This window comes from Bradyrhizobium sp. S3.2.6 (assembly GCF_040546885.1).
Taxonomy (GTDB): Bacteria; Pseudomonadota; Alphaproteobacteria; order Rhizobiales; family Xanthobacteraceae; genus Bradyrhizobium; species Bradyrhizobium cytisi.
Window position 1 is genome coordinate 60,517 of record NZ_JBEPOS010000027.1, and the last position, 24,484, is coordinate 85,000.

At 63.8% G+C, this 24,484-nt stretch carries 20 protein-coding genes, 2 tRNA genes, 1 rRNA gene and 1 riboswitch; of the genes, 14 read left to right on the top strand and 9 right to left on the bottom strand.

Features of this window, described 5'->3' with window-relative positions; translation table 11 throughout:
- Nucleotides 1-74: 74 nt before the first annotated feature.
- The 4 genes from ftsE (at nt 75) to ABID58_RS32405 (ending at nt 3,257) form a co-directional block, all read left to right on the top strand.
- Nucleotides 75-734 (top strand): cell division ATP-binding protein FtsE, encoded by a 660-nt coding sequence (gene ftsE / locus ABID58_RS32390; RefSeq protein ID WP_148751700.1) that lies wholly within the window; start codon nt 75-77, stop codon nt 732-734.
- Nucleotides 727-1,695 (top strand): cell division protein FtsX, encoded by a 969-nt coding sequence (locus ABID58_RS32395; protein WP_148751702.1) that lies wholly within the window; start codon nt 727-729, stop codon nt 1,693-1,695. Before ftsE ends, ABID58_RS32395 begins: the two co-directional genes overlap by 8 nt.
- A 72-nt stretch (nt 1,696-1,767) precedes the next feature.
- Complete coding sequence (locus ABID58_RS32400; protein ID WP_354036946.1) at nt 1,768-2,472, top strand: YdcF family protein; 705 nt, start codon at nt 1,768-1,770, stop codon at nt 2,470-2,472.
- Between the two features lie 11 nt (nt 2,473-2,483).
- Nucleotides 2,484-3,257, top strand: coding sequence for a lysophospholipid acyltransferase family protein (locus tag ABID58_RS32405; protein WP_354036947.1), 774 nt, complete (start codon nt 2,484-2,486; stop codon nt 3,255-3,257).
- On the opposite strand, the gene ABID58_RS32410 is transcribed toward ABID58_RS32405, so the two are convergent.
- The gene (locus ABID58_RS32410) at nt 3,254-3,865 is read right to left on the bottom strand and encodes a gamma-glutamylcyclotransferase (RefSeq protein ID WP_354036949.1); all 612 of its coding nucleotides are present in this window, start codon (nt 3,863-3,865) and stop codon (nt 3,254-3,256) included. The two genes, ABID58_RS32405 and ABID58_RS32410, sit on opposite strands and share 4 nt — an antisense overlap.
- Nucleotides 3,866-3,975: 110 nt before the next feature.
- Here ABID58_RS32410 and ABID58_RS32415 point away from each other — a divergent pair, with 110 nt between their 5' ends.
- Nucleotides 3,976-5,160 (top strand): DUF2125 domain-containing protein, encoded by a 1,185-nt coding sequence (locus tag ABID58_RS32415; protein WP_354036950.1) that lies wholly within the window; start codon nt 3,976-3,978, stop codon nt 5,158-5,160.
- 281 nt (nt 5,161-5,441) lie between these two features.
- Nucleotides 5,442-7,010, top strand: a complete 1,569-nt coding sequence (locus ABID58_RS32420) for a hypothetical protein (protein ID WP_354036951.1) — start codon at nt 5,442-5,444, stop codon at nt 7,008-7,010.
- Nucleotides 7,011-7,050: 40 nt separating this feature from the next.
- Here the strand turns inward: ABID58_RS32420 and ABID58_RS32425 are convergent, their stop codons facing one another.
- Genes ABID58_RS32425 through ABID58_RS32435 form a run of 3 tightly spaced genes read right to left on the bottom strand, consistent with a single transcriptional unit; the run spans nt 7,051 to nt 9,976 of the window.
- A complete protein-coding gene (locus ABID58_RS32425) occupies nt 7,051-7,986 on the bottom strand; it encodes a prephenate/arogenate dehydrogenase family protein (RefSeq protein WP_354036952.1) in 936 nt (311 codons plus the stop codon).
- Nucleotides 7,983-9,080 (bottom strand): histidinol-phosphate transaminase, encoded by a 1,098-nt coding sequence (gene hisC, locus ABID58_RS32430; RefSeq protein WP_354036953.1) that lies wholly within the window; start codon nt 9,078-9,080, stop codon nt 7,983-7,985. Before hisC ends, ABID58_RS32425 begins: the two co-directional genes overlap by 4 nt.
- A gap of 47 nt (nt 9,081-9,127) precedes the next feature.
- Complete coding sequence (locus tag ABID58_RS32435) at nt 9,128-9,976, bottom strand: chorismate mutase (RefSeq protein ID WP_354036954.1); 849 nt, start codon at nt 9,974-9,976, stop codon at nt 9,128-9,130.
- 173 nt (nt 9,977-10,149) lie between these two features.
- A riboswitch (SAM riboswitch) is annotated at nt 10,150-10,229 on the top strand.
- 93 nt (nt 10,230-10,322) lie between these two features.
- Here ABID58_RS32435 and metX point away from each other — a divergent pair.
- The gene (gene metX / locus ABID58_RS32440; protein ID WP_148751711.1) at nt 10,323-11,525 is read left to right on the top strand and encodes a homoserine O-acetyltransferase MetX; all 1,203 of its coding nucleotides are present in this window, start codon (nt 10,323-10,325) and stop codon (nt 11,523-11,525) included.
- A 29-nt stretch (nt 11,526-11,554) separates the two neighbouring features.
- Nucleotides 11,555-12,217 carry a methionine biosynthesis protein MetW gene (metW, locus tag ABID58_RS32445; RefSeq protein WP_354036955.1) on the top strand — a complete coding sequence of 221 codons (663 nt, stop codon included), beginning with the start codon at nt 11,555-11,557 and terminating at the stop codon, nt 12,215-12,217.
- 108 nt (nt 12,218-12,325) lie between these two features.
- Here the strand turns inward: metW and ABID58_RS32450 are convergent, their stop codons facing one another.
- Nucleotides 12,326-13,189: an alpha/beta fold hydrolase gene (locus ABID58_RS32450; RefSeq protein WP_354036956.1), complete on the bottom strand. Its 864-nt coding sequence runs from the start codon at nt 13,187-13,189 to the stop codon at nt 12,326-12,328.
- A 216-nt stretch (nt 13,190-13,405) separates the two neighbouring features.
- Here ABID58_RS32450 and ABID58_RS32455 point away from each other — a divergent pair, with 216 nt between their 5' ends.
- Nucleotides 13,406-14,062: an NlpC/P60 family protein gene (locus tag ABID58_RS32455; protein ID WP_354036957.1), complete on the top strand. Its 657-nt coding sequence runs from the start codon at nt 13,406-13,408 to the stop codon at nt 14,060-14,062.
- 114 nt (nt 14,063-14,176) lie between these two features.
- Here the strand turns inward: ABID58_RS32455 and ABID58_RS32460 are convergent, their stop codons facing one another.
- Nucleotides 14,177-14,965, bottom strand: coding sequence for an MOSC domain-containing protein (locus tag ABID58_RS32460; RefSeq protein WP_354036958.1), 789 nt, complete (start codon nt 14,963-14,965; stop codon nt 14,177-14,179).
- Nucleotides 14,966-15,208: 243 nt separating this feature from the next.
- Between ABID58_RS32460 and clpB the strand changes: the two genes are divergently transcribed.
- Nucleotides 15,209-17,848, top strand: coding sequence for an ATP-dependent chaperone ClpB (clpB, locus tag ABID58_RS32465; protein WP_354036959.1), 2,640 nt, complete (start codon nt 15,209-15,211; stop codon nt 17,846-17,848).
- 86 nt (nt 17,849-17,934) lie between these two features.
- Here the strand turns inward: clpB and ABID58_RS32470 are convergent, their stop codons facing one another.
- Complete coding sequence (locus ABID58_RS32470; protein ID WP_148751717.1) at nt 17,935-18,201, bottom strand: hypothetical protein; 267 nt, start codon at nt 18,199-18,201, stop codon at nt 17,935-17,937.
- A gap of 188 nt (nt 18,202-18,389) precedes the next feature.
- Here ABID58_RS32470 and ABID58_RS32475 point away from each other — a divergent pair, with 188 nt between their 5' ends.
- Nucleotides 18,390-18,800 (top strand): hypothetical protein, encoded by a 411-nt coding sequence (locus ABID58_RS32475; RefSeq protein ID WP_354036960.1) that lies wholly within the window; start codon nt 18,390-18,392, stop codon nt 18,798-18,800.
- 55 nt (nt 18,801-18,855) lie between these two features.
- Here ABID58_RS32475 and ABID58_RS32480 read toward each other — a convergent pair whose 3' ends face one another.
- Together ABID58_RS32480 and ABID58_RS32485 are read right to left on the bottom strand one after the other, a co-directional pair.
- The gene (locus tag ABID58_RS32480; protein ID WP_354036961.1) at nt 18,856-19,218 is read right to left on the bottom strand and encodes an SPW repeat protein; all 363 of its coding nucleotides are present in this window, start codon (nt 19,216-19,218) and stop codon (nt 18,856-18,858) included.
- Nucleotides 19,219-19,359: 141 nt separating this feature from the next.
- On the bottom strand, nt 19,360-21,423 hold the full coding sequence (locus ABID58_RS32485; RefSeq protein WP_148751720.1) for a M23 family metallopeptidase: 2,064 nt from the start codon (nt 21,421-21,423) through the stop codon (nt 19,360-19,362).
- 1,036 nt (nt 21,424-22,459) lie between these two features.
- Between ABID58_RS32485 and ABID58_RS32490 the strand changes: the two genes are divergently transcribed.
- The 3 genes from ABID58_RS32490 (at nt 22,460) to ABID58_RS32500 (ending at nt 24,320) form a co-directional block, all read left to right on the top strand.
- Nucleotides 22,460-23,948, top strand: a 16S ribosomal RNA gene (locus ABID58_RS32490).
- 186 nt (nt 23,949-24,134) lie between these two features.
- Nucleotides 24,135-24,211: transfer RNA gene (locus ABID58_RS32495), tRNA-Ile, on the top strand.
- 33 nt (nt 24,212-24,244) lie between these two features.
- Nucleotides 24,245-24,320 (top strand) — tRNA-Ala (locus ABID58_RS32500).
- Nucleotides 24,321-24,484: the final 164 nt, after the last annotated feature.

Below are 24,484 nucleotides of genomic sequence, written 5' to 3' on the forward strand. Positions count from 1 at the left end.
GCACAACCCCTTGATTGCATGCGGCGAAACCTTGCTGGCGTGCGACCTGCGTCCCCTCTCGAACGGAGCTGAGCTTGGTTCGGTTCGAAAATGTCGGATTGCGCTACGGTCTGGGGCCGGAGGTCCTGCGCGACCTCAGTTTCCAGATCCCGGCGCATTCCTTCCAGTTCCTCACCGGCCCGTCCGGCGCCGGCAAGACGTCATTGTTGCGCTTGTTGTTCCTGTCGCATCGGCCGACCCGTGGCCTCGTCAATCTGTTCGGCCACGACATCTCCCGGCTTGGCAAGGACGAGATCGCGGATCTGCGCAAGCGCATCGGCATCGTGCTCCAGGATTTTCGCCTGCTCGACCACATGACGACCTACGAGAACGTGGCGCTGCCGTTCCGCGTCATGGGCCGCAGCGAATCGAGCTATCGCAAGGAAGTCATCGACCTGCTGCGCTGGGTCGGGCTCGGCGAGCGCATGGATGCGCTGCCGCCGATCCTGTCCGGCGGTGAGAAGCAGCGCGCGGCAATCGCGCGCGCGGTGATCTCGCGGCCGCAGCTGTTGCTTGCGGACGAGCCGACCGGCAGCGTCGATCCGACGCTCGGGCGGCGACTGCTGCGGCTGTTCATCGAGCTCAACAAATCCGGTACCGCCGTCATTATCGCAACCCACGACATTGCGCTGATGGACCAGTACGAAGCGCGCCGCTTCGTGCTGCATCAGGGCCGGCTGCACGTCTATGAGTAGGACCGACGAGCGCGGCGTATTGGTCGATCTCGGACAGGAACGTCCGCAGCTGCCGGCCAGGGCGCGCAACATGTCGCCGATCGTGCCGCGGGCCTCGATCCACGGCCGCGCGCTGGTCGCCGTTGTCGCCATCATGACTTTCCTCGCCTCGATGACGACGGGCACCGTGCTGCTGGTCAGCGCCTCGGCCGCGGAATGGCAGTCCGATGTCGCGAGCGAGATCACCATCCAGGTCCGCCCGCAATCCGGACGCGACATCGAGCGCGATACCGCTGCCGTCACCGAGGCGATGCGCGCGCAGGCCGGTATCGTCGAGGTCAAGCCGTTCACCAAGGAGGAGAGCGGCAAGCTGCTCGAGCCATGGCTCGGCACCGGGCTGTCGATGGACGATCTGCCGGTGCCGCGCATGATCATCGCGCGCGTGCAGCCGGGCACGGCGCTCGATCTCGGCGCCTTGCGCGCCCGCTTGACGCAAGTGGCGCCAAGCGCCAGCGTCGACGATCACCGCGCCTGGATCGAACGGATGCGCTCGATGACCAACGCCACCGTGCTCGCCGGCATCGGCATCCTCGCGCTCGTCATCGTCGCAACCATCATCTCGGTTTCGTTCGCGACCCGCGGCGCGATGGCGGCGAACCGCCCGATCGTCGAGGTTCTGCATTTCGTCGGCGCCGGCGACCGCTACATCGCCAATCACTTCCTGCGGCATTTCCTCCGGCTCGGCCTTGAAGGCGGCGTCATCGGCGGCGGCGTCGCCATGCTGCTGTTCGGCTTCTCCGAGTCGATCGCGGGCTGGTTCTCCGGCACCCCGGTCGGCGACCAGTTCGCGGCCCTGCTCGGCACCTTCTCGCTGCGCCCGTCCGGCTATGTGGTGCTCGCGGTGCAGGCCGTCCTGATCGGCGCCATCACAGCGGTCGCCTCGCGCCAGACCCTTTTCTCGACACTGAACGACGTGGATTGAGCCCGACAAACCGGACTCCACTTCGCCTCAAAACGTCCTAAAATAATCCGGGGAAGGGATCACCGACATCATATGACCTCGCCGATCGACGACCCATCGCCGAAACTGCCGCGCGGCTGGCTGCGCGCGACCGTCGTGTCGGCGATCGCGTTCGTTTTCGTCGGCGCAGCGGCGGGCTTCGTCGCGTTCCTGTCGCAATTGCGCGGCGCCGAGATTGCGCCGGACCGCAAGGCTGACGGCATCGTGGTGTTGACCGGTGGATCCTCGAGGGTCTCGGATGCAATGGAGCTGCTGGCGGCCGGCTACGGCAAAAGGCTCCTGATCTCGGGCGTGCATCCGACCTCGACCGCGAGCGACATCTCCCGGACGCTGCCGGAGAACCAATCCTTCATGGCCTGCTGCGTCGATCTCGACCGCACCGCGCTCTCGACCCGCGGCAACGCGGCGGAGGCGCGGCGCTGGGCCGAGGGGCGCGGCTTCAAATCGCTGATCGTGGTCACCTCGAACTATCACATGCCGCGCGCGCTGGTGGAATTCTCGCATGCCATGCCGGGGACCACGCTGGTTCCGTTCGCCGTGGTCGGCGACAAATGGCGCGAGGAGCCGTGGTGGACCTCGGCCTCGACGCTGCGGCTGCTGTTGTCCGAATATGTCAAGTACGTCGCCGCCGAGCTCAGGGTGCGGCTGGAAGATTTCGGGATTGACCTTTCCCCCGAACTGTCGGAGCAGCCTGCGGGCCTGCAATCCAGGCGGCCCGCCACCGCACAGGCCAATTGATCGGATTCTTGATGTTCCTGATTTTCTTGCGCTCGCTGCTGTTCAACGTGCTGTTCTACGCGGTGCTGGTGTGCCTCGCGATCGTGGCGCTGCCGACCTTCGCCTTGCCGCCGCGTGCCATGCTGACGGTCGCGAGATGGTGGGCGAAGGCGACACTGGTCCTGATGCGCGTGGTCTGCAACATCAGCGTGGAATTCCGCGGCGTCGAGAAGATCCCGCAGGGACCGCTGGTGATCGTGGCGAAGCACCAGTCGTTCTGGGAGACCTTCGTGTTGCTGGGTTTCTTCAATCGCCCGATCTTCATCCTCAAGCGCCAGCTCATGCAGATTCCGGTGTTCGGCCAGTTCCTGGTCAAGACCGGGATGATCGCGATCGACCGCAATGCCGGCGTCAAGGCGCTGCTGGACATGACACGTCGCGCGCGCGAGACGGTGCGTGCAGGCGGCCAGCTCGTCATCTTTCCGGAAGGCACGCGCCGTGCGCCGGGAGCACCGCCGGACTACAAGACCGGCTTTGCACAGATCTACTCGTCCTGTGGCGTGCAGTGCCTGCCGATCGCGCTCAATTCCGGCCTGTTCTGGCCGCGCCGCACCTTCATGCGCTATCCCGGCACGCTGGTGGTGGAGTTCCTCGATCCGTTGCCTCCGGGCCTGCCCAAGGGTGAGTTTCTCGCGCGCGTGCAGACGGCGATCGAGGATGCGACCGCTCGCATCGTCGAAGCGGGCCGCAACGAGCAGGAGCAATTGATCGGCAGCGCGCCGAGCTACGCTCCCTCGGAGAGCTAGCGACTGTCTCTGTTGTCGTCGGGAGCGGGCGCGTGCAGCGAATGCGCGTCGCCATGCAGCATGGTCGCGAGCTGATGCAATTGCGTGTCGCGAAAGCCTTCGGCCTCGATCGCCTTCACGGTCGCCGTCACGTAGTCGCGGTTGGCGCCGGACTGGCCGTGACCCTGCAGCACATGGCGGTGCTGGTCGGCGAGCGACAGCCGGCCGGCGTACTGCACATGACCGCGGTCGACGACATAGGCGAGTGCCGAGACGCGCTCGCGCGCTTCGTTCTCCAGCCACACCGAGCGCATCACCTCGCGATAGACGGAGGTCACCTGCTCGCGCGCCCGCAAATAGGCGACCACGTCGGCACGGTTCTTTTCAGCGATGCGGAAGGCGATGCCGCGGCAGGCGCCGCCGCGGTCGAGGCCCAGCACCAGGCCCGGCTGCTCCGGCGTGCCGCGATGCACGAAGGAATAGACGCAGAGCGCGCGGTGCTCGCCGACCAGCCGCGCCGGGATGCGCTCCTCGAATTCGAAGCCCGGCCGCCACATCAGCGAGCCGTAGCCGAACACCCAGAGGTCGCCCTTGGCGCTGGTGACGGAGGGGAGGGTGATTTCCGACATTTCGGGCACGGCTAGCAGAACCGTGCCCCCAAGCGAAGCGAATTCTCCGCCTTTCGTCGGGGGCCGGCCTCGCTTACATTTGACAAAATCTGGGATCAAAGGGTCGCCGCATGTCCAATATGACTATTGCCACAGGCCGGCGCTCCCGTTGGGGGCTCTTCATTGCTCCCGTCCTCCTCCTGATCCTCGCCATCGCCTGGAGCGGCTTCTGGTTCTATGCGGCCTCGCAGGCCGAGGTCGCGGCCGATGCCTGGCGCGCGCAGGAGGCCAAATCCGGCCGCATCTATGATTGCGCCAAGCGCTCGATTGCCGGCTTCCCGTTCCGCTTCGAGGTCCAGTGCTCCGGCGCCAGCGTCGCCCTGGTCTCGCAGAATGCGAGCAAGACGCCGTTCACGGCCAAGCTCGACAACATTCTGGTTCTGGCGCAGGTCTACGATCCCAAGCACGTCATCGCCGAATTTTCCGCGCCGGCAACGCTGACTGATAGCGTCACGCAAAACACCTTCGTGGTGAACTGGAGCAACGGCCGCAGCAGCGTGGTCGGCTTGCCGGCCATCCCGGAACGCGCCTCGATCGTGTTCGATGATCCCAGCATCGTCAGGCTCGATGGTTCGGTGCAGGTGCCGCTCGCGCGCGCCAAGCAGATTGAGCTGCATGGGCGCATCGCGGACGGATCGCCGGCCGACCATCCGGTGATCGAGACCGTGCTCCAGATCGCGCAGGGCAGCATCCAGGGCGTTCATCCCTTGCTCGCCGAGCCGTTCGAAGCCGACACGCGCGCGAAGATCACCGGGCTCTCCGATCTCACCCCAAAACCCTGGCCGCAGCGCTTCCGCGACATCCAGGCCGCCGGCGGTCACATCGAGATCGTGCAGTCGCGGATCCAGCAGGGCGAGATGATCGCGGTCGCGGCCGGCACGCTGGGCCTCTCGGCCAATGGCCGACTGGATGGCGAATTGCAGATGACCGTGGCCGGTCTTGAACGCGTCATCCCGGCGCTCGGCATCGAGAAGATGCTGGAAGAGGGCGTGCCGCAGGCAACGCTCGATCGCGTCGCGCCCGGCGTGAAGTCCAAGGACCTCAACAATCTCTTTGGCGCGCTCGACCGTGCCGTTCCCGGCCTCGGCAAGGTCATCAAGCAGAATGCCAACGCCGGCGTGGCCGCCGGCATCAACTCGATCGGCACCGAGAGCACGCTCGAGGGCAAGAAGGCCCGCAGCTTCCCGCTGAAATTCGTCGACGGCGCCGTGCTGCTCGGCCCGGTCCAGGTCGGCCAGATTCCGCCGCTGTACTAGCTGTCGTCACTCTCACTGGCGACGTCACGGCCGCTTCGCCGAATCGTGATGGTCCCGGTCGGGCCCAATGCGCGCTGCATCACCGGCGCGGCGATCGCGCGCGTGCGGATCGGGCGAGCGGCGAAAATATTCCGGACGTGATCGTCAGGAAAACGTGATGCAGAAGATGCGCAGGCCTGCGAATAACTGCTCGCCCATTCGCATCACTCCACACCAGGGAAGCATGCACGCGCCGGAGGCGCAACCAACAGCACCTGCTTCCCAAGTGGAGGGAGGCTTACGTGCGGATCATCAACTGCGGACTGATGCTGGGACTACTCGCTGCCTGTTCGGGACAGGCGCGTGCCGACGACAATGTCACAACCGAAATCCAGGCGCTGAAGACCAAGCTGAAGGAGCTGCAGCAGAAGGTGGATTCGGAGGCGCGTAAGACGCGTCAGGTCGAAGTGCAGGCCAAAGCCATGCCGATGCCGGGGACCTACAAGGCGCTGCCCGTCGAGGCATGTGCGGGCGGCAAGATCTGCTACAAGGGCGTCACGCTGACATTCGGCGGCTGGGTCGATCTCACCGGCATCTACCGTTCCCGCAACATCGCCTCCGACACCGGCTCGGTCTACAATTTCATTCCCTATCAGCAGAGCCACAATTTCTACTTCCCGGAGACGCGGTTCTCCGCGCGCCAGAGCCGGTTCTCGGTGCTGGCCGAAGGCAATGCCGATCCCGATACGCATCTCGCGGGCTACGGCGAAATCGACTTCGAGGGCGCGGCGCAGACGGCGAGCTCGGTTGCCACCAACTCCTTCAATCCGCGGATGCGGCAGCTCAGTCTCGAGCTCGACCGGACCGATCTCGGCCTGCACTTCCTCGCCGGCCAATCCTGGTCGCTGAACGCGCCGACCAAGACGGGCATCGATCCTCGCGGCGTCGACGCGCCCGGCGTGATCGACTTCGAATCCGTTCCGGGATTTCTGGCGGCGCGCCAGCCAGGTCTGCGCGTCTGGAAGGATCTCGGGCCCGAGTTCAAGCTCGCCGCGTCGGTCGAGAATCCGCAGACCGCTTTCTTCGGCGGCAATACGCCGACGGTCGGTACGCCCGCGGCCGGTCCGCAGGGCGTGCTCAATCCGAACCTCCAGGTCAATCTGACCGGGCCGGGCGGCAGCTTCTTCAACAACCTCAACAATGTCAGCTTGAACCAGGTGCCTGACGTCACCGTCAAGGCGGCGTGGGACCCGCGGCTCGGGCCCTACAAGCTGCATGTCGAGGCCTGGGCGCTCTATCGCCAGCTGTTCGATCGCTTCAATGGCGCCAACCACGGCTACGACACCGGCAGCTTCGGCGGCCACGTCTTCGCCGAGCTGATTCCGAAGACCCTCGACCTCCAGCTCTACGGCGCGCATGGCGTGCTCGGCCGCTTCACGGCGACGCCGTTCCCCGATGCGGCGGTGGCGCAGGACGGCACGGTGCTGCCGCTGACGATCACGGCGGCCGCGGTCGGCCTGATCTGGCACGCGACGCCGAGCCTCGATGTCTACAGCTACGCCGGTCTGGAAAAGGCCAAGGCCAGTTTTGCCAATGTCGGGATCACTCCGTTCGGCTACGGCAATCCGCTCTACAACAACACCGGCTGCTTCACCGAGAACACGCCGGCCGCGACCTGTAACGGCAACACCAGGGAAGTCCGGCAGATCACCGCCGGCATCTACGACACCATCTACCAGGGCAACTACGGCACGCTGAAAGCGGGCGTGCAGTATTCCTACACGCAGCGGTTCGCCTTCGCCGGTGTCGGCGGCGCGCCCAAGACCGACGACAACATCGTCATGACGCAGATCCGGTACTATCCGTTCTAGGCAGGGAGCCGCGCTTGCGCCCCATCCGGGTTTACTTCAGCTACGGCTTCTTCAGCGCCGCATGCGGCCGGCCGAAGTCCGGCGCCGCCGAATCCTGGCCGATCTCGACGATGCCGCGGCGGATGGCGCGGGTGCGGGTGAAGTGATCGAACAGCGCCTCGCCGTCGCCGCGACGGATCGCGCGGGTGAGCTTTGCGAGATCCTCGGTGAAGGTGCCGAGCATCTCCAGCACCGCGTCCTTGTTGGCGAGGAAGACGTCGCGCCACATCGTCGGATCGGAGGCCGCGATGCGGGTGAAGTCGCGGAAACCGCCGGCCGAGAACTTGATGACCTCCGATTCCGTCACCTGCTGCAGCTCGTCGGCGGTGCCGACGATGGTGTAGGCGATCAGATGCGGCAGATGGCTGGTGATCGCGAGCACGAGATCATGATGATCCGGCGTCATCACCTCGACCTTGGCACCCATTGCCGCCCAGAAGGCGCGTAAGTGCGCGGTGGCCGCGGCGTCGGTGCCTTCCGGCGGCGTCAAAATGCACCAGCGGTTAATGAAGAGCTCGGCGAAGCCGGAATCCGGGCCCGAATGCTCGGTACCCGCGACCGGATGCGCCGGCACGAAATGAACATCCTTCGGAAGGTGCGGCGCCATGTCCCTGACGATCGCGCCCTTGACCGAGCCGACGTCGGAAATAACAGCGCCGGGCTTGAGATGCGCAGCAATCTCCTGCGCCACCGGCCCGCAGGCGCCGACAGGAATGCAGAGGATGACGAGATCGGCATCCTTCACCGCTTCCGCGTTGGTCGCGACGACCTGGTCGACGATGCCGAGCTCGAGCACCCGCGCGCGGGTCTTCTCCGAGCGCGCGGTGGTGACGATCTCGGAAGCCAGGCCCTGGAGCTTCGCTGCGCGCGCGATCGAGCCGCCGATCAGGCCGAAGCCGATCAGCGCGACGCGCTGGAAGTGCGGGTCCACGCTCATTTGCCGGCCATGAAGTCGCGCAAGGCCTCGGCGACGAGGCGGTTGGCCTCCTCGGTGCCGATGGTCATGCGCAGCGAATGCGGCAGGCCGTAGTTTTTCAACGCGCGCAGCACCAGGCCGCGCTTGGTGAGATACGCATCGGCGTCGTCAGAGGTCTTGCCCTTGTCGGTCGGGAAATGGATCAGCACGAAATTGGCGACGCCCGGCGTCACCTTCAGCCCGACCTTGGTGATCTCCTCGGTCAGCCAGTTGCGCCAGGTCTCGGTGAACTGCTTCGACATCGCCTGGTGCGCGGTGTCCTCGATCGCGGCGACCGCGGCGTACATCGCCGGGGTCGACACGTTGAACGGACCGCGGATGCGGTTGACCGCGTCGATGATGTGCTCGGGGCCGAACATCCAGCCGATGCGCAGCGCGGCGAGGCCGTAGATCTTGGAGAAAGTGTGCGTCACCACCGTATTCTCTGTGGTGGCGACGAGCTCGATCCCCATCTCGTAGTCGTTGCGCGAGACGTAGTCGCAATAGGCGGCGTCCAGCACCAGCAGCACGTGCGACGGCAGGCCGGCGCGCAGGCGCTTGACCTCGTCGAACGGGACATAGGTGCCGGTCGGGTTGTTGGGGTTGGCGAGCCAGACCAGCTTCGTCTTCGGCGTCACCGCCCTGAGGATGGCGTCGACGTCGCAGGTCAGGTTCTTCTCCGCCGCGACCACATTCCTGGCACCGACCGCCATGGTCGCGATCGGGTAGACCAGGAAGCCGTGCGTAGTCGAGATCGCCTCGTCGCCGTGGCTGAGATAGGTGTGGGCGAGCAGGTTGAGGATCTCGTCCGAGCCGGCGCCGCAGATGATGCGGTTCGGATCGAGCCCGAAAGAACGGCCGATCGCCTCGCGCAGCACACGCGAAGTGCCTTCCGGATAGTCTTCCAGATGGTCCGCGACGCGCTTGAAGGCCTCGATCGCCTTGGGCGAGGGTCCGAACGGCGTCTCGTTGGCCGAGAGCTTGAACACCTTGCGGCCCGGCTCAGCGACCGGGCTCTTGCCGGGCGTGTAGGGCGCAATATCGAGAATGCCGGGATTCGGCACGGGGCGGGACATCTTCAACTCCGGATAGGCCAGATCTGTTCGCGACGTCTGTTCGCGATTTACGATTTCGACCCGGTCGGGGGCACCGTATAGCGCGTTGCGTGGCTGCCGACGAGGGCCGTGGAGCGCACCGAGGCCCCTGCTTCGATCAGGGCTGCCTTGATTTTGTCGATGCTGGTCGCGCTCGTGACCGAGACCAGCAGCGCCGCGCCGTCGAAGGCGGTATCGGGCACCGCCACGATCTCGGCGAGCGGCGACAGGGCGCGTGCGACCTCGGCGTTCCACCCGGATACCCGCACGCTGAAGGTCTCGACCTCCGTCACCACCGCGCTGTCGGCGACGCGCGAGACCGCGAATACCGGCAGCGCGGCCGGATGGTCGGCGCGCTCGACGAAGGGCATCCGCGCGATGATCTTTGGCGCGCCGTCCGCTTCCAGCTCCAGCCACCACGGCGTGCGGCTCGAGGTCGCCGAGACCAGCGCCAGATCGCCCTTGGACTTCGCCACCGCTTCGACCGCGGCCTGCGCGCTGAAATGCGCGACGTAAGGAACCGTGAAGCCGAAATGGAAGCGCACGGAATCGCGCATTGCCGGCTCGCTGACCGAGATGTCGGCATGCACTGAGAACGGCGCCTGGACATAGGTGAAAGTGGAGATGATGACGCGCCAGATGCTCTCGACCGTGTCGAGCGGCAGGATGCCGCGATGACGTTGCACGATGTCACGCATCATGGAGGCTTCGCGCGCCGGGCGGAACGCCGAGCCGACCTCCTGGGTCTGCTTCACCTGGATCAGGCGGTCGATGATGTCGGCGCGCTGCATCAGCAGGCGATGCATGCCCTCGTCGATTGCGTCGATCTCCTTGCGCAATTCCTGGAGCGATGGTGGCGCGGGCGGACGTTGGGACATATCTGCGACGTGCTGTTGAGAGGCTGTGGTTGAGGTTCTGATTAGGCAGGATGGGCGGCGAAAGCAAAGAGAAATGCAAAGAGAAGTCAGGCCCGCGTCGGCTGGCAGCACGGGAGCGAATTTGGCTCATCCGAACCGCGACTTGACGAAAAGCGCCCAAGCCGGTAGGTTTTTGCCTGTTCCGTGGTCATTTGAGCCGGCCGGCTTGCAGCCACGTTAAAAAACTCGCTAAACAGGCCGGGGACACTTCCGATCCCGGCCGAACCTATCGTTCAGGCCGGGTTTTTCATGGCCTGATGTCAGTCGCGATCTGAAGTCCGATCGCAAACGAGGTCGATGGTCAGAGATGGTTGGCGTCAAGTCTGTCCCCAGTCCCGCGATCAGTGCCGACGATCGGTCGCATGAGGTCGATCATCCGAGTTCGGAGGTCGCGCAGTTCGGCGCCGACCAGCCGCTGCGGCTCGATTGCGGCATCGATCTCACCCCGTTCCAGATTGCCTACAAGACCTATGGCGAGCTCAACGCCGATCGCTCCAACGCCGTGCTGATCTGCCATGCGCTGACCGGCGATCAGCACGTCGCCAATGTGCACCCCGTCACCGGCAAGTCCGGCTGGTGGGAGACGCTGGTCGGTCCCGGCCGTCCACTCGATCCCAGCCGCTACTTCATCATCTGCTCCAACGTGATCGGCGGCTGCATGGGCTCGACCGGGCCCGCCTCGATCAATCCCGCCACCGGCAAGGTGTGGGGCCTGGATTTCCCCGTCATCACCATCCCCGACATGGTGCGGGCGCAGGCGATGCTGATCGACAGGCTCGGCATCGACACGCTGTTCGCGGTCGTCGGCGGCTCGATGGGTGGCATGCAGGTGCTGCAATGGACTGCGGCCTATCCCAAGCGCGTCTACTCGGCGCTGGCGATTGCCTGTTCGACGCGGCACTCGGCACAGAACATCGCCTTCCACGAGCTCGGTCGTCAGGCCGTGATGGCCGATCCCGATTGGCACAATGGCGCCTACGCCGATCAGGGCATCCATCCGCATCGCGGCCTCGCGGTCGCGCGCATGGCCGCGCACATCACCTATCTCTCGGACGCCGCGCTGCATCGCAAGTTTGGCCGCCGCATGCAGGACCGCGAGCTGCCGACCTTCTCGTTCGATGCCGATTTCCAGGTCGAGTCCTATCTGCGCTACCAGGGATCGTCCTTTGTCGAGCGCTTCGATGCCAACTCCTATCTCTATCTCACGCGCGCGATGGATTATTTCGACATTGCCGGCGATCACGGCGGCGTGCTGGCAAAGGCGTTCGCCGGAATCGAGACGCGCTTCTGCGTGGTCTCCTTCACCAGCGACTGGCTGTTCCCGACCTCGGAATCGCGCGCGCTGGTGCATGCGCTGAATGCGTCGAGTGCGCGGGTGTCGTTCGCCGAGATCGAGACCGATCGCGGCCACGACGCCTTCCTGCTCGACGTGCCTGAATTCTTCGACATCTCCCGCGCCTTCCTGCAATCGGCAGGCAAGGCGCGCGGGCTCACCGGCAAGAATGACTGACCGGGAATGACCGACAAGGACGGCTAGCGATGTCTGTACAGGAAGTGCTGCCGCTCAATGGCCTCGCTGCGGAGCAGTTCGGCCCGTTTCGCGCCGACCATCTGCTGGTCGCCGAGATGGTCAAGCCGGGCTCGAAAGTGCTCGATGTCGGCTGCGGCGAGGGCGATCTGCTTCAGCTGCTGGAGACCCGCGGCATCGATGGCCGCGGCATCGAGCTGTCGCGCGCGGGCGTCAACCGCTGCGTGGCAAAAGGCCTCGCGGTGGTGCAGGGCGACGCCGACACCGACCTCGTCAACTATCCCGACGACGCCTTCGACTACGTGATCCTGTCGCAGACGCTGCAGGCGACGCGCCAGCCCAAGGTCGTGCTGGAGAATCTCCTGCGCATCGGCCGCCGCGCCATCGTGTCGTTCCCCAATTTCGGCTTCTGGCGGATGCGCCTGCAGCTCCTGGTCGGCGGCCACATGCCGCGCACGGAGAATCTGCCGGCGAGCTGGTACGACACCGCCAACATCCATTTCTGCACCATCAAGGATTTCGTCGAGCTCTGCGACACCATCGGCGTCAAGATGGAGCGTGCCGAAGCGCTCGACCTCTACGGCCGTCCGCTGCGGCTGCGATTGCCATGGTGGGTCTGGAATCTGTTCGGCGAGCAGGGCGTGTTTTTGCTGAGCCGCGGGCAGGGGAAGTAATTTATCGTCATTGCGAGCGCAGCGAAGCAATCCAGAATCCCACCGCGGAAAGATTCTGGATTGCTTCGCTGCGCTCGCAATGACGGAGTGCGAGCCAACGCCTTCGCCCTAATGCGCCGCCGCCGACCTTGGGTCGCGCACCGGCCACCGTCCCGCTTCCACCAGCGTCACGAACCGCTCCACGCTCGCGTTGAACAGCGCGGGCTCTTCGAGATTGAGCACGTGACCGGACTTCGGAAACATCGCGAGCCCCGCTGCCGGCAGATGCTTCTTCAGGAACAGGCTAGCCCCCACACACGGATCATCCTCGTCGCCGCAGATGATCAATGCCGGCGTTGCCACGCCTCTGATCGCATCCGTCATGGTGTAGATCGAGGGACGGCCGCCCTGGAAGCCGCGCATGGTGTTGGCCGAACCCTTGGAATCGTGCCGCGCCAGCGCGGCGTAGAAATCGGCGTGGCCGCGCGGGTCCTTCACCAGGAATGGAATCCGGCTCGGCGCCTCGCGGGTGATTTTTGCGACCTCGGCGGAGCCGAGCGCCTCGAATTGCTCGGCATTGGCACGGCACTGCTTGCGCCAATTGTCGAGATTCTCGATCTCCGAGCCGGAGCCGACGCCGGCAAGCGTCATCGACAGTGCGCGCTGCGGCGCGTTCAATCCGATCTGGAGCGATGAATAGGCGCCCATCGACAGACCGACGAGATGCGCGCGCTCGATCCTGAGATGATCGAGCACCGCGAGCGCGTCGGTGTAGAAATGTTCGTAGCTGTAGACCTCGCCCGCCGGCACATCGGATGGCGTGTAGCCGCGCGCGGAATAGGTGATGCAGCGGTGGCCGCGCGAGAAGTAGCGCATCTGCGGCTCCCAATTGGTGTAGTCGGCCGCGAACTCGTGCAGAAAAAGTATCGGCGTTCCCTGACCCGATTCTTCAAAATAGATGCGGACGTTGTCCCTGGTCGTGGCGTGGGGCATTAACTGTTTCCCTCTCCTCAAGCCGTGAGTTCAGAATCGCTGTTAATGCTGTTGTCCGCAATGAGGCAGCCTCGAGCCAGCACTAACGCAAAATCATCGCAGCTATTCGCGGCCGCGGCGTCTTTTTCTCGCCACATCGGGCGGCTTAACGGCCAGACGGATGTCGGCCCACCGCATGGGCCGATTGAAAGTGGGGGTGTCAACGAAGGATGAAGAATGTTCGAGTTGTTTGCGTCTCGCCTGTCGCGTTGTGTTGTCGCGCTGGCGATCTTCTTCGCGGCGGTTGCCGCGTTCGTTTCTCCGGCCTCAGCGCGGCCGCATCATCGTCATAGCGCAGAGCGGCACGTTTACGTGCATCACGCCAGACATCATCACTATCGCCACGATGTACGCAGCTCGCGCTTCGAGCGCAGCGCGGCGCAGTTGCAGGCGAGCGGCTTTGCCGACACGCAGGCTAGCTACCATCCCAACGCCAATAGCGGCGGCATGGCCAATAACGGCATGGCTGCAAGCAGTGGCTTCGGTGGCGGGTCGGGTCTCGTCTCCGAGGCGCGCCGCTACATCGGCGGCAATCCGACCGGTCGCGGCAGCTTGTGGTGCGCGCGCTTCATGAACATGGTGCTGCAGCACACCGGCCATCAGGGCACCGGCTCCGACATGGCGAATTCGTTCGCGCATTACGGCACGCGTGTCTCCGGTCCGCAGGTCGGCGCCATCGCGGTGATGGGGCGGCGCGGCGGCGGTCATGTCGGCATCATCACCGGCGTCGACGCGCAGGGGAATCCGATCATGATCTCCGGCAACAACGGCAACCGCGTCCGCGAGGCGCCGATCTCGCGCGGCCGGATCTATGCGTATGTGATGCCGAACTAACGACCGTCATTGCGAGCGAAGCGAAGCAATCCAGAATTCCTCCGCAGAAATAGTCTGGATTGCTTCGTCGCAAGTGCTCCTCGCAATGACGGAGTGTGTTGAGTCGGTGCTAGCTCATACCAATCTCGGCTGCTCGACCGCAACCTTATCCTCCACGCCAATCTCACCATCCGCGATCACCTCGGCATAGATGCCGCAATCCATGTGGCCGAGATTGCGCGAGAGCGTCGGTGGTATCTCGAGATCGCGTATGGCCGTCTGGGGATCGACGTTGACGGCCGGGCAGCGGACGATGCGCTTGACCACCTTTAGCCGGGCCTGCCCGATCGCAAGCGTCTCTCCGACCAGGTCGAGCTCGGACCACGCCGGCCAGCCCTTCACGTAAAGATTGGCGCGGAAGCGCAGGGGATTGACGGCAGTACCGCCGAGCATGGTCTCGATGGCGCGAACGCTGTTGAGATTGATGATGGAGACGACCTTGCGGGCGACGTCGGAAAAGCTGTGGCCGTGGCCGGACAGCACCTTGGGCGGACCCTTCAGCTCCGGCTGGAAATTCTCCGTGAAGTAGTCCTCGATGGCGGCGCGCCCCGCCGCGCTCTCGAGATCGCCGCTGGCGACGATCCGGCCGTCCTTGCGGATGGTAAGGCTGTTGGTCGCGTCCTCGAAACGGCTGTCGAGGGACGCCAGCCGCTCATTGCGGGCCAGCATCAGAAACTGGATTTTCGGCTTCCACTCCGGAGCCTTCGGGTCGAACCCGCTCGGGCCGTTCTCGATGGCGTAGCGGCGGTCGGCGGGGAGGGTCTGGCCGGTCCGCAACGGGACCCGGGCCAGGGATTCCGGCGTCAGGCCCTTGATCGGGTAGCGATAGAGGCCGGTGATTTCGGCAGTCTGGCTGGCTGTCATAGGCCTACTTAGGGGATTCGCTCCGTGCCCGCCAAGCCGGCCGATCAGCGCACGAAATTGTGAACGTTCCTCTTCCGATCCGAGGGCACGCTTCCCACATCTGGGTCAGGCCGGCGCCAGCGTCGGCTGATAACGACCGCTGATGCGTTGAGGAACGTCAACGTATCAAGCGGAAACCCAATGAAGATGCCGTTTGGGGTGCCTTAGAGGGCCCCAGGGGCAGGCCGAGGGAAAGAAAAGACCATGAATATCGAGAAGTATACTGAACGCTCCAGGGGCTTCGTCCAGTCCGCGCAGTCGCTTGCGGTGCGCGAAGGCCACCAGCAGTTTTCAACCCTGCACGTCCTGAAGGTGCTGCTGGACGACAATGAAGGGCTGGCTGCCGGTCTGATCGACCGCGCCGGCGGCAATTCCCGCGCGATTCTGAAGGCGACCGAGGACGCCCTCAACAAGGTGCCGAAGGTCAGTGGCGGCGGTGCCGGCCAGATCTATCTGGCGCCCGAGCTCGCTCGCACTTTCGATGCGGCCGAAAAGGCCGGCGAGAAGGCCGGCGACAGCTTCGTCACTGTCGAGCGGCTCTTGCTCGGTCTCGCACTGGAGAAGACCAGTGAGGCCGGCACAATCCTCGCCAAGGGCGGCGTCACTCCGCAAAATCTCAATGCCGCGATCGAGGCGCTGCGCAAGGGCCGCACGGCCCACAGCGCGACCGCCGAGAACGCCTATGACGCGCTGAAGAAATATGCCCGCGACCTGACCCAGGCTGCGCGCGACGGCAAGCTCGACCCGGTCATCGGCCGCGACGAGGAGATCCGCCGCACCATCCAGGTGCTGTCGCGCCGGACCAAGAACAATCCCGTCCTGATCGGCGAGCCCGGCGTCGGCAAGACCGCCATCGCCGAGGGCCTCGCGCTGCGCATCGTCAATGGCGACGTGCCCGAGAGCCTCAAGGACAAGAGGCTGCTGTCGCTCGATTTGGGCGCGCTGATTGCGGGTGCGAAATACCGCGGCGAGTTCGAGGAGCGGCTGAAGGCCGTGCTCCAGGAGGTCACTGGGAGCGACGGCAATTTCGTCCTGTTCATCGACGAGATGCACACGCTGATCGGCGCGGGCAAGGGCGATGGCGCGATGGACGCCTCCAACCTGCTCAAGCCTGCGCTTGCGCGCGGCGAGCTGCACTGCATCGGCGCGACCACGCTCGACGAGTACCGCAAGCACGTCGAGAAGGATGCGGCGCTGGCGCGGCGCTTCCAGCCGATCTTCGTCAGCGAGCCCTCGGTCGAGGACACGATCTCGATCCTGCGCGGCCTGAAGGACAAGTACGAGCAGCACCATGGCGTGCGGATCACCGATTCCGCACTCGTGGCCGCGACGACGCTGTCCAACCGCTACATCACCGATCGTTTCCTGCCTGACAAGGCGATCGACCTCGTGGACGAGGCGGCCGCGCGGCTGAAGATGCAGGTTGATTCCAAGCCGGAAGAGCTGGATTCGCTCGACCGCGAGATCATCCGGCTCAAGATCGAGCAGGAGGCGCTCAAGAAGGAAACCGACCTCGGCTCCAAGTCGCGTCTCGAAACGCTCCAGAAGGAGCTCGCCGACCTTGAGGAGAAATCTGCGTCGCTGACCGCGCGTTGGAGCGCCGAAAAGAGCAAGCTCTCCGACGCCCAGAAGCTCAAGTCCGAGCTGGACGCGCTGCGCGTGGATCTCGCCGACGCGCAGCGGCGCGGCGAGTTCCAGAAGGCCGGCGAGCTGGCCTATGGCCGGATCCCGCAGCTCGAGAAGCAGCTCGCCGAGATCGAGGCGCGTGAAGGCTCCGGCGAGATGATGGAGGAGGCTGTTACCGCCGACCACGTCGCGCAGGTGGTCTCGCGCTGGACCGGCGTGCCGGTCGACAAGATGCTGGAGGGCGAGAAGGAGAAGCTCCTGAGGATGGAGGAGCAGCTCGGACAGCGTGTCGTCGGCCAAGCCGAGGCCGTGCGTGCAGTCGCGACCGCCGTGCGACGTTCGCGCGCAGGCCTGCAGGATCCGAACCGGCCGACCGGCTCGTTCATGTTCTTAGGTCCGACCGGCGTCGGCAAGACCGAGCTGACCAAGGCGCTCGCCGAGTATCTCTTCAACGACGAGACCGCGATGGTCCGCCTCGACATGTCCGAATACATGGAGAAGCACTCGGTCTCGCGGCTGATCGGCGCGCCTCCGGGCTATGTCGGTTACGACGAGGGCGGCGCGCTCACCGAAGCCGTGCGGCGCCGGCCTTATCAGGTCGTGCTGTTCGACGAGATCGAGAAAGCGCATCCGGACGTCTTCAACGTCCTGTTGCAGGTGCTCGATGACGGCCGCCTGACCGATGGCCAGGGCCGTACCGTCGATTTCCGCAACACTCTGATCATCATGACCTCGAACCTCGGTTCGGAGTATTTGGTGAATCAACCCGAGGGCGAAGACACCTCTGCCGTGCGTGAGCAGGTGATGGGGATGGTCCGGGCACATTTCCGTCCCGAGTTCCTGAACCGCGTCGACGAGATCATCCTGTTCCATCGCCTGCAGAGGAGCGAGATGGGCCGGATCGTCGAGATCCAGTTCGCGCGGCTGCAGAAGCTGCTGACCGATCGCAAGATCGTGCTGACGCTCGACGCTTCGGGGCGCGACTGGCTCGCGGCCAAGGGCTGGGATCCCGCCTACGGGGCTCGCCCGCTGAAGCGGGTGGTACAGCGCTATCTCCAGGATCCGCTCGCCGAGATGATCCTGGCCGGCGACGTCCGGGATGGCGATACGGTCGCGATCTCGTCCGAAGGCAACGTGCTGACCTTCAACGGCAAGGCGTCGCAAACCGCTGAGATCGCCCGGTTCGAGGCGCCGGTCCCGAAGCGCAAGCTGAACTGATCGTCGCGATCACGGCAGAACGGAAAGCGCCCTGGAGAGGCCATGCTTCTCCGGGGCGAATTGTTTTGGTCAGCCCGGCCGGCTTGCTAACTGACTGCGGACGCAGAGCCGGGATCGGCCGGACCTTCCTCGTCGCCTTCCTGCTCGAGCTCCGAAAGGATATCCACGAGCTCGCGCACCCGGCCCTGCGCCAACGGACGGAGGTCGTTGATCATGGGCTCGTCGTTGGCGAGCCATGCCTGGGCCTCGGCAAGCTCCTCGACTGTCGCGCCGGTTCCGATGATCTGTGCAATCGTGACGTCATCAGCTCTGCTGACGGCCTTGACCACGTCGTCACGTGAGAGGCGCTGCATGGATTGTCCTCCTCTTGGTGATATTTAATGAAACTGCTGTGACCGGCGCAGGTTGCCCCACATGGATTCGCCGTTGGACGCACCAATCCGGCGTCGGAGTTGACCGACGTCGCGTCCGATTGTTCCTGTCGGCTGCAAAGGCATTTGCCATGGGTTCCCGGCGAATCCCGCGAGCGTGGGGTATCGCCATGAACAAGGATCTTGTCTCCCGTAACCGACCTGCCTTCGACGAGCTTCATCCAAAGATCTATGGTGCCGCCGTCGGCCTTGTCGCCTGGTTCGCGCTGATGGCTTGGGTACTGTTCGATCGCAGCAGCGATGTCAGCCTGTTGCTCGCGTTTGTCAGCCTGTTGTTCCTGGTCGCGGCGGGGATTCCGTGGATATTGTCGCGGGTCTGGAGGCGCCAGGTGTCCGATGAGCTGCATCTCCAGCAGCCCTCGTTGCATGATTGGGAAGCCGGCGACTTCAAGGTTTGGGGTGCAACGCTTCACGGCACCGATGCCGCGATCGACGTCCTGCTCCCGCTCATGGCCGTCTCGTTTGGTCTTACGGCGATCGGAATCGTCTTCGTGATCGTGCGCGCAGCTGCGTTGTCGTAGCGCCGCTCCGATCGTGGCCCCGCCAGCACGTGGGGCGCGGGCGGGGCGCAGTCTGCTAGCGGCTTGCGGTCAGCCGCGGCGGGTTCTGTGACATGATCCAGAGCTCGATGGCGGCAAGCACGGCGACTGCGATGCCGACCACGACATGGATAGCCATTGCCGTCTTGGCTCCCTGGAAGCCGAGCACCCAAGGCGCAACAAGCGTCCAAAGGCCGACGATCAGATTCAGCCACTCTTCCCACACCGCAAAGGCCGCCAGCGCCGCGATCGCCAGGATCGCAATCACGATGCCCGCGATGTATGCGTTCTGTGAGGCCGCTCCGGCGCCAAAACCGAACATCCAAGGCGAGAAGAACAGGAACGCGCCGAGGATCAGGTTTGCGACGTCGCACAGCTTTGCGTTCGTCCAATTGTCCATGACATCCTCCATTCAGCCCCTGCCTGTCGTGGGAAACCAACCAGTCCGGGCCCCGGCGGGTTCCAACCAGATCGAATGCAGAACGGAAGGTTTTGAAGCCGGCGCCTGGGGCTTCGGTCGGTTCCCTGACGATCGGGCGGGCTACCGGTTGGTGACCTGGAGCGGCCCACCCGTCGCATCCGACATGCGGGCGATGGCGCCGCCCCGGCCACTCATCATGCCGTCGAGCCGGTCGCGCTCCTTCTCGAAACCTGACAGCATCGGGCCTTCGAGCGAACGGCCGCGCGGCAGCTTCACGCGCATCGGGTCGACGAAGCGGCTGTTGACGAGAATTTCGTAGTGGACGTGGGGGCCGGTCGACTGGCCGGTCGAGCCGACGAAGCCGATGACCTGGCCCTGCCGCACCTTCTTGCCGGGCTCCATGCCCTTGGCGAAGGCCGACATGTGGCCGTAGGCGGTCTCGTAGCCGTTGTTGTGCTTGATACGGACGTATTTGCCGTAACCGCCCTCGAGCTGGGCCTTTTCGATCACGCCGTTGCCGGCGGCGAAAATCGGCGTGCCGTAGGCGGTGGCCCAGTCGACGCCGGTGTGCATCTTCACATAGCCGAGGATCGGATGGCGGCGACCGCCGAAGCCGGAGCGCATGATGGCGGTGTTGACGGGCTTACGAACCAGGAATTTCTTCGCGCTCTTGCCGGTCTCGTCATAGTAGTCGACGACGCCGTCGTCGGGGCTCTGATAGCGGTAGTATTTCTTGGTTTCGCCGCCGACCGTGAGCGAGGCGAACAACACCTCGCTCTTGTCGGTCGCCGTCACGCCCTCGTCCTCGCCGGCGTAGAACACGTCGAACGAGTCGCCCGGCTGCACCTTGCGCTGGAAATCGACGTCGTAGGAGTAGATCTTGATCATGTCGTCGATGACAGGCATCGGAACTTTATTGCGCATCGCGGTCTCGTAAATGCTCTGGTAGAGCCGCACGCCGCTGCCGTCATCTTCGTCATCGTCGTCGCTGTTGGCGTTGGCCGCAGCGTCCGCGACGGTGTTCATGCTGGAGACGTCGACCGCGACGTATTTGCCGAGATCGGACAGCGCCGCGATCGCCTCGACCATGGTGTCGTTGGCGACGACGACGCGATAGGGCTGCAGCCGGGCGCCGGGGCTTGCGGGCGCCATCAGGATGCGAAGTTTCTCGCCCTCCTTCAGGCCGCCGTCGCGGCCGCGGGGGCCGAGCGTCGCAGTAATCGATTTGATCTCGTCAGCCGTGGCGCCGAGGTCGCGCAGGACGGACGCGACTGTGTCGCCCTTCTTGACCAAATGGACGCGCTCGCCGTTGGGATTGCCGCCGGTGATCTGCTCCTTGGTCTTCGGCAGCAGCGTGACGTTTTCCGGCACCACGCGGGTCTCGAAGCCGGCATAGGGATCGGACGGCGACACTTCAGTGGCGTAGGCCATCTTCATGTCGGAGGGGCCGCTTGCGCCGGCGATGTCGGCGGTGGCATTGGCAAGAGACGCGTAGCGCACCCCGCCATTGCCGCGCCAATTGGCGGCATCGCGCACCCGCATCAGGATGTCGTCGAGCGCCACAACCGCGGAAATCTTGGCCTTCGGCAGCACCGGCGAGAGGTCCTTGGTGACGAAGGAGACCTCTGCATCGGGCTCGACGGCTTCAGGATTGTTCGGATCGTCGGTCGCGGTTTTCGGGTCGGAGCCGACGTCGGTGAGCATGCGCTGCGCATTGAACGGCGGGATTTTCGCCGACAGGTCGCTCGTCGTCATCGACAGATTGCCGGCGATCCGGATGAAGGGACGCACGCGCATCACGTCGCGGTTGCCGACGCGGGCGACCGTCGAGACGCGCACGATGTTGCGCGAAGCGGTGGAGTCGTTCGGCGGCGGCAGGCGGTCGCTCTTGTGCAGGGTGGCGGCGCGATCGGCAGCTCCGAATGCACCACGCAGCGCGCCTTCGACCCGCTCCGGCACCTTGGCGAAGGTCATTTCGCCGTCGAGAGATGCGAAAACGGCGCCGCCGATCAGGGCTGCGCCGCAGAGTCCGGTCAGAATTGTGCCGCTGAACCATTGCACCGAGACGCGACGGCGATCGATGACCGCGGCCTCGGAACCGTCGACGGACAGCGGCGGCTCGTGGCCGAGATCGATGATCCCGGTCTCACGCCCATAAGCGCCGCGCGACGTCCTCTGGTTCAACCCAAGTCCCCCAATCCAAGTCCCCAAATCAACGACCCGAGACCCTTCGCCTCGAACCTCTCCCTGGTCGCCCTCTTGCGGGGGGATCGCGGAAAAAGCCGTGCCGCACAGGTGCTCGCGCTCAGTAGGCCCCGATCAGGGCCCGGCCGAAATTACGAACAGCAAGGCAGGTGAAGATCTCTCGATGTCTTTCGAATGTCCGAAGAAGGCTGCGTCATCACCAGATCGCCTTCTCTGGACCCCATGAAAATCGCCGGCAGCCCCCACTGGCATCCCGCGATTCAAGCTTGTCTCTTATCAGAACGCCGCGGGATTGTGGCTCTAGTACGGCGCCTAATACGGAAAAAGTTTCCTGAACGGCCGGGCGCAGGGGCCTTGCGCCGAGGGGCGCCGCAAGCTGCTTGCGGCGTTTCCACCGGGGGCCCCGTCCGGAGCCTCTCCCGAGCCGCTTCCGAGCCCCTCGGGGGCCAAACTTTTTTCAGATTTTTTGCCGGGCGACTTCGCCCCGCCGCTTCCACGGCCCCCTAATCGACTGGAATCGCTGGATTATTTTCGACGATCCGCTGTGCGACGATTTGTTGACGATGGGCGTTGACAATCCCGGGCGGGGGGGCCTATAACCCGACCACTGAGCGCGGCGCCGCCGGGTCACTGACCAAGGCGAGCGAACGCGCCACTGATGCTCCTCACCTTGTTGAGTGCACAACAGCCGACACAAATCGGTTGGAGTTCATTCGTCGTCGGTAAGGGTGTCGGAACCCTTCCACTCTGGAAGGTTGGGGCCTCCTGGTCCCGGGCTGTTTGACAAGTGAAGATGAAGAAAGAGAAACGTGGACGGCGGAGTCCTTGCGGGTCTCGCATCTGAAAAGCTTCGGCTTTTCTGATCGGGGCCGGACGAAAGACTTCGGCGGTACACGTTTCAAAGGTACACCATCGTTGCCCGCGATGTGAATCGCAGGCAGCTCGTCGATTTCGGTCGATGAAAAATGGTGGGACCTCGTCAAACGTTGTGATCAGCCGGTTCAAAGTTCAAGTCCAACTTGAGAGTTTGATCCTGGCTCAGAGCGAACGCTGGCGGCAGGCTTAACACATGCAAGTCGAGCGGGCGTAGCAATACGTCAGCGGCAGACGGGTGAGTAACGCGTGGGAACATACCTTTTGGTTCGGAACAACACAGGGAAACTTGTGCTAATACCGGATAAGCCCTTACGGGGAAAGATTTATCGCCGAAAGATTGGCCCGCGTCTGATTAGCTAGTTGGTAGGGTAATGGCCTACCAAGGCGACGATCAGTAGCTGGTCTGAGAGGATGATCAGCCACATTGGGACTGAGACACGGCCCAAACTCCTACGGGAGGCAGCAGTGGGGAATATTGGACAATGGGGGCAACCCTGATCCAGCCATGCCGCGTGAGTGATGAAGGCCCTAGGGTTGTAAAGCTCTTTTGTGCGGGAAGATAATGACGGTACCGCAAGAATAAGCCCCGGCTAACTTCGTGCCAGCAGCCGCGGTAATACGAAGGGGGCTAGCGTTGCTCGGAATCACTGGGCGTAAAGGGTGCGTAGGCGGGTTTTTAAGTCAGGGGTGAAATCCTGGAGCTCAACTCCAGAACTGCCTTTGATACTGAAGATCTTGAGTCCGGGAGAGGTGAGTGGAACTGCGAGTGTAGAGGTGAAATTCGTAGATATTCGCAAGAACACCAGTGGCGAAGGCGGCTCACTGGCCCGGTACTGACGCTGAGGCACGAAAGCGTGGGGAGCAAACAGGATTAGATACCCTGGTAGTCCACGCCGTAAACGATGAATGCCAGCCGTTAGTGGGTTTACTCACTAGTGGCGCAGCTAACGCTTTAAGCATTCCGCCTGGGGAGTACGGTCGCAAGATTAAAACTCAAAGGAATTGACGGGGGCCCGCACAAGCGGTGGAGCATGTGGTTTAATTCGACGCAACGCGCAGAACCTTACCAGCCCTTGACATGTCCAGGACCGGTCGCAGAGATGTGACCTTCTCTTCGGAGCCTGGAGCACAGGTGCTGCATGGCTGTCGTCAGCTCGTGTCGTGAGATGTTGGGTTAAGTCCCGCAACGAGCGCAACCCCCGTCCTTAGTTGCTACCATTTAGTTGAGCACTCTAAGGAGACTGCCGGTGATAAGCCGCGAGGAAGGTGGGGATGACGTCAAGTCCTCATGGCCCTTACGGGCTGGGCTACACACGTGCTACAATGGCGGTGACAATGGGACGCTAAGGGGCAACCCTTCGCAAATCTCAAAAAGCCGTCTCAGTTCGGATTGGGCTCTGCAACTCGAGCCCATGAAGTTGGAATCGCTAGTAATCGTGGATCAGCACGCCACGGTGAATACGTTCCCGGGCCTTGTACACACCGCCCGTCACACCATGGGAGTTGGTTTTACCTGAAGACGGTGCGCTAACCAGCAATGGAGGCAGCCGGCCACGGTAGGGTCAGCGACTGGGGTGAAGTCGTAACAAGGTAGCCGTAGGGGAACCTGCGGCTGGATCACCTCCTTTCTAAGGATGGTTCTTCAGAAGCTTGCTTCTATCGAACCGTTTTAGAAACATCAGTGGCCAACGGTCGTCAGGATCGTTGAGCTGCATTGGCGGGATTTCGCCGTCTACGTTTCTCTTTCTTCGCGGACGAACACGCGCTGGGCCTGTATGCGCAGGATCCCTGGTCCTTGACGGGATATGCGTTAGGGGCTTGTAGCTCAGTTGGTTAGAGCGCGCGCTTGATAAGCGTGAGGTCGGAAGTTCAAGTCTTCCCAGGCCCACCACACTCATCGGGTAAGCATTCGTCTTCTGGTTACGGGGCCATAGCTCAGCTGGGAGAGCGCGTGCTTTGCAAGCATGAGGTCGTCGGTTCGATCCCGTCTGGCTCCACCAGATGGTTTGATTGCCGACAAATTGTGTACCTAAATCGTCCGCGAAACATCACTTCGCATCCTGCTAGTCTGGATAGACAGCAGGTTGCGTGATTTCTGACATCGTAAAGAGGAGATCGATCCGAGTTGGATCGTGCAGAAGGTTTCTGCGCGAGACTTCATTAT